The sequence below is a fragment of the Thiothrix fructosivorans genome (assembly GCF_017349355.1).
GTDB lineage: Bacteria > Pseudomonadota > Gammaproteobacteria > Thiotrichales > Thiotrichaceae > Thiothrix > Thiothrix fructosivorans.
On the sequence record NZ_JAFMPM010000008.1, the window covers coordinates 1348938 to 1361238 of the forward strand.

Annotated in this window: 16 protein-coding genes; 14 read left to right on the top strand and 2 right to left on the bottom strand. The window is 53.8% G+C overall.

Going from position 1 to position 12301, the window contains the following annotated elements:
- Positions 1–18 precede the first annotated feature (18 nt).
- The 14 genes from soxZ to ccmI all read left to right on the top strand — a co-directional run bounded on the left by soxZ (position 19) and on the right by ccmI (position 11086).
- The gene (soxZ, locus tag J1836_RS20700) at positions 19–327 is read left to right on the top strand and encodes a thiosulfate oxidation carrier complex protein SoxZ (protein WP_207253024.1); all 309 of its coding nucleotides are present in this window, start codon (positions 19–21) and stop codon (positions 325–327) included.
- A 208-nt stretch (positions 328–535) separates the two neighbouring features.
- A complete protein-coding gene (locus tag J1836_RS20705) occupies positions 536–2035 on the top strand; it encodes a multiheme c-type cytochrome (protein ID WP_207253025.1) in 1500 nt (499 codons plus the stop codon).
- 91 nt (positions 2036–2126) lie between these two features.
- Positions 2127–2657: a tetratricopeptide repeat protein gene (locus tag J1836_RS20710; RefSeq protein WP_207253026.1), complete on the top strand. Its 531-nt coding sequence runs from the start codon at positions 2127–2129 to the stop codon at positions 2655–2657.
- Positions 2654–3346 carry a c-type cytochrome gene (locus tag J1836_RS20715; protein WP_207253027.1) on the top strand — a complete coding sequence of 231 codons (693 nt, stop codon included), beginning with the start codon at positions 2654–2656 and terminating at the stop codon, positions 3344–3346. Before J1836_RS20710 ends, J1836_RS20715 begins: the two co-directional genes overlap by 4 nt.
- Positions 3343–4662, top strand: a complete 1320-nt coding sequence (locus tag J1836_RS20720) for an NAD(P)/FAD-dependent oxidoreductase (protein ID WP_207253028.1) — start codon at positions 3343–3345, stop codon at positions 4660–4662. The genes J1836_RS20715 and J1836_RS20720 overlap by 4 nt, the downstream gene beginning before the upstream one ends.
- Before the next feature lie 14 nt (positions 4663–4676).
- Entirely contained in the window at positions 4677–5279 is a 603-nt protein-coding gene (gene ccmA, locus J1836_RS20725; protein WP_207253029.1) for a cytochrome c biogenesis heme-transporting ATPase CcmA, read from the top strand.
- Positions 5279–5956 (top strand): heme exporter protein CcmB, encoded by a 678-nt coding sequence (gene ccmB / locus J1836_RS20730; protein WP_207253030.1) that lies wholly within the window; start codon positions 5279–5281, stop codon positions 5954–5956. Before ccmA ends, ccmB begins: the two co-directional genes overlap by 1 nt.
- Positions 5953–6750: a heme ABC transporter permease gene (locus J1836_RS20735; RefSeq protein ID WP_242632944.1), complete on the top strand. Its 798-nt coding sequence runs from the start codon at positions 5953–5955 to the stop codon at positions 6748–6750. The genes ccmB and J1836_RS20735 overlap by 4 nt, the downstream gene beginning before the upstream one ends.
- Positions 6743–6910, top strand: coding sequence for a heme exporter protein CcmD (gene ccmD / locus J1836_RS20740; RefSeq protein WP_207253031.1), 168 nt, complete (start codon positions 6743–6745; stop codon positions 6908–6910). Before J1836_RS20735 ends, ccmD begins: the two co-directional genes overlap by 8 nt.
- Positions 6907–7347 (top strand): cytochrome c maturation protein CcmE, encoded by a 441-nt coding sequence (gene ccmE, locus J1836_RS20745; RefSeq protein WP_207253032.1) that lies wholly within the window; start codon positions 6907–6909, stop codon positions 7345–7347. Before ccmD ends, ccmE begins: the two co-directional genes overlap by 4 nt.
- Entirely contained in the window at positions 7344–9257 is a 1914-nt protein-coding gene (locus tag J1836_RS20750; protein ID WP_207253033.1) for a heme lyase CcmF/NrfE family subunit, read from the top strand. Before ccmE ends, J1836_RS20750 begins: the two co-directional genes overlap by 4 nt.
- Positions 9250–9783 carry a DsbE family thiol:disulfide interchange protein gene (locus J1836_RS20755; RefSeq protein WP_207253034.1) on the top strand — a complete coding sequence of 178 codons (534 nt, stop codon included), beginning with the start codon at positions 9250–9252 and terminating at the stop codon, positions 9781–9783. Before J1836_RS20750 ends, J1836_RS20755 begins: the two co-directional genes overlap by 8 nt.
- A complete protein-coding gene (locus J1836_RS20760) occupies positions 9780–10235 on the top strand; it encodes a cytochrome c-type biogenesis protein (protein ID WP_207253035.1) in 456 nt (151 codons plus the stop codon). The genes J1836_RS20755 and J1836_RS20760 overlap by 4 nt, the downstream gene beginning before the upstream one ends.
- A complete protein-coding gene (ccmI, locus tag J1836_RS20765) occupies positions 10232–11086 on the top strand; it encodes a c-type cytochrome biogenesis protein CcmI (RefSeq protein WP_207253036.1) in 855 nt (284 codons plus the stop codon). The genes J1836_RS20760 and ccmI overlap by 4 nt, the downstream gene beginning before the upstream one ends.
- Before the next feature lie 6 nt (positions 11087–11092).
- On the opposite strand, the gene J1836_RS20770 is transcribed toward ccmI, so the two are convergent.
- Positions 11093–12109 carry a BatD family protein gene (locus J1836_RS20770; RefSeq protein ID WP_207253037.1) on the bottom strand — a complete coding sequence of 339 codons (1017 nt, stop codon included), beginning with the start codon at positions 12107–12109 and terminating at the stop codon, positions 11093–11095.
- A complete protein-coding gene (locus J1836_RS20775) occupies positions 12103–12294 on the bottom strand; it encodes a hypothetical protein (protein WP_207253038.1) in 192 nt (63 codons plus the stop codon). Before J1836_RS20775 ends, J1836_RS20770 begins: the two co-directional genes overlap by 7 nt.
- Positions 12295–12301 lie beyond the last annotated feature (7 nt).

The following is a 12301-nucleotide window of genomic DNA, read 5'->3' on the forward strand; positions in this document are numbered from 1 at the left end:
GCACAGGAGAATACACACATGTCCAGCATCAAGATGAAAGCCAAAGCAGAAGGCGATAAGGTCGAAGTCAAGGCACTGATTACCCACCCAATGGAAACCGGTCTGCGCAAGGATAAAACCACGGGCGAATTGGTTCCAGCGCATTACATTCAGGAAGTTGTCGTGACATCGGGGGATAAAATCCTCGTGACGGCTTATTGGGGCGCATCCGTTTCTAAAAACCCGTTTATGGGATTCACCTATAAAGGGGTGGTTGGTGATAAATTAAAGATCACTTGGAAAGATAATAAAGCGGCAACCGATTCCGCTGAAGCAGATGTTGTCTAGGTTTTAATTAATACGCTTGCCGTGATGGAGTCGAATAACACCATCACGGCTGATTTTGATAAATGTCAAAATTTAAGAGGCATATAACGATTTTCTTATATATTTGTTCTTGAGTCGCATCAAGGATTTCCTTTTAAACAGTATGGTAAAAGAATAAAAATAATTTTTTATGTCAGTAGTTTCAGTTACGCTGGAGAGGAGTTGAATAATGCATACACGGTCTTTTTTGGGGATCTCGAATCCCTTTTCGCTGCCTTGGTTAGGGGTATTATTTGCCCTGCTTTTATTCACTAATCCACTTCAGGCTGCCCGCCCAACGGGTGAAATGGGCAAAGACTGGGGCAATCCAAAAGGTAAAGCCTGTGTTGAATGCCATCAGGCAGAAACACCGGGATTAACGCAGGAATGGAATCACAGCCAGCACGGTCAATCCGGCGTTAACTGTCTGGATTGCCATCAGGCCAAACCCGAAGACAAAGACGGTTTTGTGCATGAAGGTGAGCGTATTTCCGTCATCGTCACCCCCAAAGATTGCTCCACCTGCCATAAAGCTGAATTCGAGGAAATGGACGGTTCCCACCATGCTAAAGCCGGTGACATTCTGGGTTCACTGGATAACCTGATGGGTGAAGTAATCGGTGGTCCCGCAGCCGTTACGGTCGGTTGTAAGCAATGCCACGGCGGCGTGGTTGAAATCGGTGCAGATGGCAAGCCTTCCCCCGGTAGCTGGCCTAATACTGGTATCGGGCGCATCAACCCGGATGGCAGCAAAGGCTCTTGTAGCGCCTGCCACGCCCGTCACACGTTCTCCAAGGCTCAAGCACGTACCCCGGATACTTGCGGCAAATGCCATGTTGGCCCTGACCATCCGCAAATCGAAATTTACAACGAATCCAAACATGGGATTGTTTACCGCGCCAGTGTCGACAAAATGAACCTTGATTCGGATAAATGGGTTGCTGGTATCGACTATTCTGCTGCCCCCACCTGTGCAACCTGCCACATGAGTGCAGGCGGTAAAGAAGGCAAAACCCATAACGTGGGTGAACGCATTTCCTGGACATTGCGCCCCGCCGTTTCCAAAAAGCTCAATCTGGTCAAGCTGGAAAACGGGCAGGAATTTGACGTACCCGAAGGTGAAGCCGTGCCTAAAGTGGGTGAAGCTGCCAAGGAATCCAAAGTCATTGAAGTGCTGACGTGGGAAGACCGCCGCAACAAGATGAAGAGCGTGTGTTCCGCCTGCCATACCGAAAACATGGTGGAAGGTCACTACAAACAGTTTGACGATCTGGTTGAGCTGTACAACGAAAAGTTTGCCAAGCCCATCGCGGCGATGATGGAAGACCTGAAGAAGGAAGGTTACATCACCCCTGCACCGTTTGATGAAAAGATCGAATGGGTCTGGTGGGAAATCTGGCATCACGAAGGTCGTCGTGCTCGTCACGGTGCATCCATGAGTGGCCCGGATTACGCTTGGTGGCACGGTATCTATGACGTTGCCAAGAACACTTACTTCGAGTTCATTCCTGAGTTGAAGGAAGTCGTGCAACACAAGGACGGCAACACCAAGAAAGCCGACGAACTGCTGGCGAAACACTTCAAAGGTCACGAAGGCCACGACTGGTACTTCAACGGCCTGAACAAGGAGCAGATCGAAAAAGTCCGCCAAGGTTATGAAGAGCGCTACGGCAAAGGCGCACTCAAATAATCTCCTGTCCCCGCGTATTCCGCTCCGGTGGAGTACGCGGTTTTAAGCGAGCCAAACACATCTTGTTGTACCCGTTTTCAGGAGTTTACCGATGAACCGATACAGTACCCTGTTCTCTCTCCTCTTGCTCTGCGCTACACCGCTAACAGTGCTGGCGCAAGAGCAGGATTTCATGGCGGAAGCGGAAAAAGCCTCCGTCGGTGGTGATTGGGAAAAAGCCACCACCCTTTACCGACAAGCCGTTGAGAAAGACCCAAACTCCTCCTTGGCACTATCACGGCTTGCCGGGTCTCTTATGGCCAGCCAGAAATACGGCGAAAGCATCTCCGTATTTCAGCAAGCCATCGGCAAAGACCAGAAAAACGCCAGCGCCTTTATTGGCATGGGGATTTCTTACCTGCATCTGGGGCGTTACAACGCAACACAAGCAGCATTTGCCGAAGCCAAAAAGCTGCAACCGGATAAAAAGGAACTGGATGAAGTGATTACTTGGGTGGAAAAAAAGCTGGCAGCCGAAGAGCAAGCTGCTGCCACGCCGCCTTCCGCACCCTCTACCGCACCGCATTCCACGCCACCTGCTGCTACACCCGCACCACCCACGCAGGGGGAGGTCAAACCATGAAGCTATATCCAAGCAAACTGATAGTGGCAATGGCACTGTTAGTGTTTTCCCAAACAGCCTGTTCTGAAGAAAAAGCCTCAGCCCCGCCTGCTGCTGACAAAGCCCCGGCGGCTGCGCCCGCATCTGCACCTGCTAAACCGGCGGCAGCACCTTCGGGTGCTATCAAATCGTCTTTCGCGTTGGCAAATACCTGCGCGGGTTGCCACGGAACCAACGGGCAAAGTGCGGGTGATTCCATGCCGTCACTGGCGGGTCTGGACGAACGTTATTTCTACAAGACCATGAAAGATTTCCAGTCTGGTGCGCGTCCCTCCACCATCATGGGGCGGTTGGCGAAGGGCTATTCCGATAATGAAATGAAGGCAATGGCTGATTTCTTTGCAGGCCAGCCGTGGTTCAACGCCAAGGTCGAGGTCGACAAGAAACTGGCAGCAGAAGGCAAGAAATTGCACATGGATCATTGCGAAAGCTGTCATGAGCAAGGTGGCACGGTGTCCGGTAGCAAGGATACCCCACGCATTGCTGGGCAATGGCGACCTTACCTACTCAACCTGCTGACCGACTTGCACACCATCGGGCGTTCCAGTACCCAGCCCATCAAGATGCGCCAGCGCGTGCAAAAATTGTCGCAGGAAGAGCTGGAAGCCCTCAGCCATTATTACGCCAGCCAGCAGGAGGCCAAGCCATGAACAAGCTATCACGCCGTGATTTCATCAGGACTGCTGGTGGTTTCACCCTACTATCGGCTTACGGTTTCCCGCTGTTCGCCTCGACAGCGGAAAGCACAGCATCGGCAGCGGCTCCGGCAACACCTGCCGCCACCAAAGCGCGGGTCATTGTCATTGGCGGCGGTTACGGCGGCACAATTGCTGCCAAATACATCCGTATGGCTGACCCGGCTATCGAAGTGACCCTGATTGAAAAACATGCGGAATTCATTTCCTGCCCACTCAGCAACGAAGTATTGTCCGGTGAACGTGACCTCAAATCGCTGACCTTCAACTACAAGGGGCTGGAAGCACACGGGGTGAAAGTCGTCATTGCCGAAGTGACCGCCATTGACCCAGTGAAAAAGTCAGTCACTGCTGGAGGTCAGGAATTGGCCTATGACAAACTGGTGGTCTCCCCCGGTGTCGATTACAAATGGGACAGCATTCAAGGGCACAGCGCCGAATTAGCGGAAAGCAAAATACCCCATGCTTGGAAAGCAGGCGCACAAACCGCGCTGCTGCGTAAGCAGATCGAAGGCATGAAGGATGGCGGCAAGGTCATTATTACCGCCCCACCTGACCCGTTCCGTTGCCCGCCGGGGCCGTATGAACGCGCCGCACAAATTGCCAGTTACCTCAAACACCACAAGCCCAAATCCAAAGTTATTATCCTTGACGACAAGGCGGGTTTTTCTAAGCAAAGCCTGTTTACCCAAGGCTGGCAAATGCACTACGGCGACATGATCGAGTGGGTTTCCGGTGAACAGGGTGGCAAAATCAGCGCAGTCAACCCGGATGCAATGACCGTAACGGGCGAACTGGAAGATTTCAGTGCGGACGTCATCAATATCATTCCACCGCAAAAAGCCGGGCCGATTGCCTTCGCTGCTGGGCTGACCAATGAGAGCGGCTGGTGTCCGGTGGATCAGCGTACCTTTGAATCCACCATCCACAAGGATGTGTACGTGATCGGCGATGCGTGTATTGCAGGCAAAATGCCCAAGTCCGGCTATGCCGCCAACTCGCATGGCAAGGTGTGCGCTGCCGCAATCGCGGCATCCGTCAATGGAACGCCAATCCCCGAACCTTCTTACGTCAACACTTGTTACAGCGTCATTGCACCGAATCATGGTATTTCGGTGGCAGCCGTCTACCGGCTGGAAGGGAAAGAGATCGTTCCCGTACCGGATTCCGGCGGAATTTCACCGTTGGGCGCATCCGAACGCGATCGGGCGCTGGAGGCTGAGTATGCCTACAGTTGGTTGAAAAACATTACCTCCGACATGTTCGGGTAAGCAAAGGGAAGCATATGCGGCTGGATGTTGTAGGTCTTCATTGCACACGCGGTTATCGCTCCCTGTTCAGCGAACTGGCATTTACGCTGGAAGCTGGGCAGTTGTTGCTGGTGGAAGGCCACAATGGCAGCGGCAAAACCACTCTGCTGAAAACACTGGCGGGATTACGCGAACCGGATGCTGGGCAGGTGTTGTGGGAACAACAGCAACCGATTGTGTGGTTGGGACATTCCAACGGTATCAAGGATGATCTGACGGCGTTGGAGAATTTGCAGATGATGCAGGTAATGGCAGGTGCTGATTCTCTTCTTCGTAGAGACGCAAAATCTTGCATCTCTACCTTGGAGCGGATGGGATTGGCGGGTAACGGGCATCGTTTCCCGCGCCATTTTTCGGCGGGGATGAAACGTCGCCTTGCCCTGTGTCGCTTGCTGCTGTCCAGCGCCTGCCTGTGGATTCTGGATGAACCGCAGGCGGCTTTGGATAAAGCGGGTATCCAGTTGTTTGAAGCGTTGTTGGCGGAACATTTAGCACAAGGGGGAAGTGCCATTATGACCTCTCATCATCATGTTGGGCTGCAAGGCTCGCACATCCAGCGTTTGCTGCTGGCGGCTTGATGCACATAGCCAAGGCTTTCCTATCAGTATTAAAGCGGGATGTCACCGTAGCATTCCGGCATCGCAATGAAATCTTTAACCCCCTGCTATTTTTTTCGCTGGTGACGCTGCTGTTTCCGCTCGGTATTGGCCCTTCCCCCAAGTTGTTGCAAACCATTGCCCCCGGCATTTTGTGGGTGGCGGCGTTACTAGCAGCATTGCTGGCAGCCGATAACCTGTTTCGATCGGACTACGAAGACGGTACGTTGGAACAACTGGTGTTAAGCCCCCAGCCGTTATCGCTCATGGTCACGGCGAAAGTGCTAGCACACTGGCTGGTTAGCGCCGTCCCCTTGCTGCTGCTGACACCGTTGCTGGCAGTGTCATTCGGGCTGGATGCGCCGACGATTGGCGTTGCCTTGCTGACGCTGTTGTTGGGTACGCCAGTACTGAGTTTCGTCGGCGCAATTGGGGTGGCGCTGACGGTTAGCCTGAAACGCAGCGGCATGTTGTTGGCACTGTTGGTGTTACCGCTCTACGTCCCTGTGCTGATTTTTGGCAGTAACGCCATTGATACCGCTGCATCCGGGTTGCCGGTCAACGGGCAATTATACCTGCTGGCGGCAATGCTGGTGCTTGCGGTGACGCTAGCTCCGTTGGCGATTGCTGCGGCTTTGAAAATGAGTGTTTCGCAATGAATAGTAATGCTTCACACGTTAATTCTGTTGCCATGAAAAACCCCGGTTTTTTCACCCGCTGGTTTCACCGCATGGCTTCCCCCGTCTGGTTCTATCAAATCTCCGGCAAGCTGCTACCGTGGCTGTGGGTACTGTTCGCGGTATTGCTGGTAACAGGTCTGTACGGCGGGTTGGTGACAGCCCCGGCGGATTACCAGCAGGGCGATTCCTTCCGCATTATCTATGTGCATGTTCCGGCGGCGTGGATGTCGATGTTTGTCTACATGGTGATGGCGGTCAGCGGTGCGATTGCGCTGATCTGGCGCATGAAGCTCGCGGAAATGGTCATGGTCAGTTGTGCGCCAATCGGGGCAGGTTTTACTTTCATTGCGCTGGTGACAGGCTCGCTGTGGGGCAAACCCATGTGGGGTGCGTGGTGGGTGTGGGATGCCCGTTTGACGGCGGAACTGATCCTGTTGTTCCTGTATCTCGGTGTCATTGGCTTGTACAGCGCGATTGAGGACAAGCGCATGGCTTCGCGTGCCGTCGCCATTCTTGCGCTGGTCGGCATCGTCAATATTCCGATCATTCATTATTCGGTGGAGTGGTGGAATACCCTGCATCAGGGCGCGACAGTGACCAAGTTCGACAAGCCGTCCATCCACATCGACATGCTGATTCCATTGCTGTTGATGGCGGGTGCATTCAAGGTATTTTTTGCGATTAGCCTGTTGCTGCGTACCCGCAATGAGTTGCTGGAGCGTGAATTGCCCCGCCAGTGGGTGAAACAATTAGTGGAGGAAAAGGATGGCTGAGTTTTTCCACATGGGCGGTTATGCCCTGTATGTCTGGACTTCGTTCGGCATTGCGGCGGTGGTGTTGCTGTTGAATATTGTGTTGCCCTTGCAGCAGCATCGGGAAGTGTTGCGTAGGGCTGCGGATTTTCATGAACTGGAAGGGAGAACCAAACAATGACACCTGTCAGGAAAAAACGCTTGTTGCTGATCCTCGCGCTGGTTGCCGGGGTTGGGGTGGCGGCAACGTTGGTGTTGCAAGCCTTCAACCAGAACATGATGTTTTATTATGCGCCGAAAGAGGTCAAAGCTGGCAATGCCCCTGCTAACCATGATTTCCGCGTCGGTGGATTGGTGGTCAAAGGCACGGTGAAGCGTGACCCCAATAATCTGGATGTGCATTTCGACATTACCGATATGACCGAAACCGTGACGGTGAAATACACCGGCATCCTGCCCGACCTGTTCCGCGAAGGGCAAGGCATTATTGCGCGGGGCAGGCTGTTACCGAGTGGCGTGATCGAAGCGGCGGAAGTGCTGGCGAAACACGATGAAAATTACATGCCGCCGGAAGTCGCGGCCTCACTGCCACAAAAACCTGCCTCGGAGGCAAAATGATTCCTGAAATTGGCCATTTTGCCCTGATTTTGGCGCTGGTGGTGGCGGTGGTGCAAACCGCTGTGCCGTTGCTGGGCAGTGCCTTGGGTAATCCGCGTTGGATTGGCTTGGCAAAACCTGCCACGCGGTTGCAATTGCTGTTCATGGTGATTGCCTATGCTTGCCTGACTTACGCCTTCATTACCCACGATTTTTCGGTGAAGTATGTGGCGAGTAATTCGCATACCACCATGCCCTTGCTGTACCGCGTTTCTGGGGTGTGGGGGGCGCATGAAGGTTCGTTGCTGTTGTGGGCGTTGATCCTGAGTTTGTGGGCGGTGTCGGTGTCGGTGTTTAGTCGCAGCATTCCGGCAGTGATGCTGGCGCGGGTGCTGGGGGTAATGGGTTTTGTAGCGGTGGGTTTTTTGCTGTTTTTGTTGGTGACTTCCAACCCGTTTGAACGCTTGCTGCCTGCTCCTGCGGATGGGCGCAGTTTGAATCCGTTGTTGCAAGACCCCGGTTTGGCGATTCATCCGCCGATGTTGTACATGGGTTATGTGGGCTTTTCGGTGGCGTTTGCGTTTGCGGTGGCGGCAATGCTGGGCGGCAAGTTGGATGCCGCCTGGACGCGCTGGGTACGCCCCTGGACGAATATTGCGTGGATGTTCCTGACGCTGGGGATTGCGCTGGGTAGCTGGTGGGCGTATTACGAACTTGGCTGGGGTGGCTGGTGGTTCTGGGATCCGGTGGAAAATGCGTCGTTGATGCCCTGGTTGGTGGGGACTGCCTTGATCCATTCGCTGGCGGTGAGTGAAAAGCGCGGAGCGTTCAAGGCGTGGACGGTGTTGCTGGCAGTGTTTGCGTTTTCACTGAGTTTGCTGGGAACGTTTCTGGTGCGTTCTGGGGTGCTGACATCGGTACATGCGTTTGCCAGCGATCCGGGACGGGGGTTGTTTATCCTGCTGTTTTTGGTGACGGTGGTGGGGTTGTCGCTGACCTTGTATGCGTTCCGGGCGAAACAGTTTACCTCCAACGTGAGCTTCCAGTTATTTTCGCGGGAAACGGGTTTGCTGCTGAATAACGTGATTCTGGTGGTGATGGCTGCGACTATTTTGCTGGGTACGCTGTATCCGCTGGTGATGGATGCATTGGGGATTGGCAAGATTTCGGTGGGGCCGCCGTATTTCAATAGCGTGATTGTACCGCTGGGAATTCCGTTGGTAATGGTGATGGGGCTGGGAGTGTTGTTGCGCTGGAAACGCGACAGCATCAGCCGTTTGGGGACTGATTTGATTCTACTGGTGATTGTGGCACTGGGGGTTGGTTTGCTGTTTTCCCTGCTGTTGCGTTATGACTGGGAAGTCATGGCAGCGGTTGGTTTAGTGATGGCGATGTGGATTGCGGCGACGACCGTTTTCTCGGCATGGCGACAGAAACGCACGGCTTCGGTGTGGGGCGCGGCTTTGGCGCATACCGGTATGGCGATCACCATTATTGGTATTAGCCTTACATCCCTGTACAGCAGCGAAAAGGATGTGCGCCTGAGTGCTGGGCAGCAGTACCAAATGGCAGGGTATGCATTCCAGTTTCAAGGGGTGAAGAAGGTTTCCGAGACGGCGTTTGATGCGTATCAGGGTACGGTGGACATTACCCGTGACGGGCAGCCAGTCAGTCACATGGAACCGCAAAAGCGGGTGTACAAGGTGCAAACCATGCCGATGACCGAAGCGGGGATTGATGCCGGATTGTTCCGTGATTTGTTTGTGGCGTTGGGCGAACCGCTGGAAGGTGGGGCGTGGAGCTTGCGTTTGTACCATAAGCCGTTCATCCGCTGGATTTGGCTGGGTGGGATTTTCATGGCAGTCGGTGGGCTGTTGGCGGCGACTGACCGGCGTTATCGCTTGAAGTTGCGGAGGGCTGGCAATGCTTAAGTATTTCGTGCCATTAGGTGGGTTTTTGTTGCTGGTGGCTTTGCTGGCAGCCGGTTTGAAACTTGATCCACGTGAAGTGCCATCCCCTTTCATTGGCAGGCAAGCCCCCGCATTTGAAGCGAATCAGTTGGAAGCAGCAGGTATGCTTGCCAGCACTTCACTCAAGGGTGATGTCTGGTTGCTGAATGTGTGGGCATCTTGGTGCGGGGAATGCCAGCGTGAACATGCCGTACTGACCGAGCTGATAAAGGGGCAAAATCTCAAGGCAGTGGGCTTGAATTACAAAGATGTGTCTGCCGATGCCAAACGCTGGATTGCTCAATTCGGCAACCCGTTTACCCAGATTATCACTGACCCACAAGGCAAAATCGGGCTGGAATGGGGGGTGTATGGCACGCCGGAAACCTTCATTATCGACCAGCAGGGGATTATTCGTTACAAGCACATCGGCCCGATGAACCAGAAGGCTGTGACGGAAAAAATCCTGCCATTGCTGGCGGAATTGCGTAAGGAGGCTGGGCAATGAGAGCGTTTTTATTTGCAGTAATATGGCTGTTTGCATCCAGCAGTATGGCAAGCATTGAAGTACATACCTTCCAGACACCGCAACAGGAGGCTCTCTACAATGAGATGATTGCGGAACTACGTTGCCTCGTCTGCCAAAACCAGAATCTGGCGGATTCCAATTCCGCGTTGGCACAGGATTTGCGTGGCAAGACTTACGAACTGGTGATGGCGGGGTCTTCGCGTGACGCGATTATCGACTTTATGGTGACACGCTACGGCGATTTCGTGCTGTATAAACCACCCGTCAAGCAAAGCACCTTGCTGTTGTGGCTGGGGCCGTTGCTGTTTTTCTTGGTGGGGCTGGGGGTATTGTTTGCTTTCCTGCGGGGGAAAACACGTCAGACCAGCGAACCCTTGTCAGATGCCGATCATCAACGTGCCGCACAACTGCTTGCAAAGGATAAACCATGACATTTTGGATGATTGTTTTTCTGCTGGTGGTGTTAACAGTGGCGGGTTTGCTCATACCGTTGTTACGCCAATCCAAGGTACAAGCAGAGGTGGAGCGCAATGCCCAGAATATCCAGATTGCCCGCGAACAATTGGCTGATTTGGAACGCATGAATGTCGCCGGAGAGCTGGATGCTGCCGAATACCACAGTGCTAAACAGGAGCTGGAACGTACCCTGTTGGATGATGTGCAAACGGGTGAGAGCCGCGTGCCTGCCCGCCAACACCTGTCACCACTATGGACGGCGATGGTCATCGGCTTGTTTGTACCTGTCGCGGCTTTCGGTTTGTATGGCTGGCTGGGTACGCCCGAAGCCCTGCAAGTGGTGGCACAGGAACAAGGCTTGCCAGCGGATCATCCGCCGATGGATGCTGGTCAGCAGCAAGCCCCCGATATTGGCAAAATGGTGGAAGGTTTGCGCAAAAAACTGGATGCCAACCCCAATAACCCGGAAGGCTGGAATATGCTGGGGCGTTCCTACATGAACATGGAACGCTTTACGGATGCTGCAAACGCCTACCGCAAGCTCAACGAATTGCAGCCGGATAATGTGGATGTCATGCTGCTGTTTGCCGACGCGTTGGCGATGGGTAATGACGGCAAAGTCACTGGTGAGGCTGAAACCCTCGCACTCAAAGCCTTGGCAAAAGCGCCCAAGAACGTGACGGCGTTATGGTTGGCGGGGCTAGGGGCAGCGGAAAAGGGAGATAAGACCAACGCCTTGCAACACTGGAATACCTTGCTACCGTTATTGGCGGATAGCCCTGCGGAACAATCTGAGGTGAAAAAGCTGATTCAGCAGTTGCAGTAATCAGTGTCATTTTGCACAAAATCTTGCGCGTTCCATGGCCTGTAGCTGAAGGCGTAAGTTATCCGCTGTACCGTAATGCTGTTCCCAGCATGTTAACCATTGCGCCACACTGAGATTTTCTGCCCAACTGTGGGCAATAGCACACTCACGCATCGCTTTTTGTACCATGTATGGGGAATCTGGTGTTTGTAATGCCCGTAAAATACGGCGTTTACTGCGCCACTGCCGCCCGTGTTTTCCAGCCAGCTTTACGCTAAACCATAGGCTTGCCAACAATGCCAGCAGACTAAACACACCCATTACACCACGCCAAATCCAACCCAATACCCACTGGCGTGGTGGCGTGTATTGCCTGTGTTCCAAACGTGCCGTTTCAGGGTCAAACCAATGCCATTTCAAGGTTGGCAAATCCAGCCGTCCGCTGCTTTGCGGCTTGAAGGGGATGTGGTATTCGAGTCGGTATTGCCCGCCGTCACTGGCAGGTTTGTCAACTTTCGCAGGGAATAATTCCACTCCGCTGCTGCGCATTTGTTTGAGAATCGGTGGGAATTGTGCGGTTGTCACCTCGTTGCTGTGCAAACGGATGTGCCAATACGCCAGATGCCCCGGTTGCAACACACCGCTGGGTTCGATGTGCGATTCAATCTCGACATTACCGACGGGGATGGTTGGCGGCAAATACGGGGGCAGGGCTTGCACGTCCAGCGTTTGCACGGGCGGTTGCCATTGCGCCGCATCCCGTCCGTTGAGGTTGTAGCGGATGGTGGGAAGTCTGATAGTTTGCTTGCCGGGAGTATGGGCGGACAATTGCCAGCTCAGGCGCAGTATACGTTTGCCATCGGGATTTGCTTCATTGGTGGCAGGCAGGGCTTGCACATCGACACCTTCGATGCGCGGTAAGCTGGCTTCGAGCGTGGCGAAACGGTCGGTGGACTGCACTTCTACGGTCAATGTGGTGCGTTCGCGCTGCCAAACTTGCACGTCTTCGAGTTGAATTGTCCACGGCAAATCGGCGGCTACCACGGTAAAACTCCCAGTAATTCGTTGGGTTCGATTTGGGGTGCGGGGTAGCCTTCTTCGACTTCAAACAGACGTTTCCATAAAGCAGCAGGGTCGTCGTCGAGCTGTTGCAGGGCAATGCGGGCATCGTCGAGCGATTGTTGGCTTTTGCGCCATGTTTGCGGATCGCTTGCGCCGGTTTCTGCCAATCGAGCT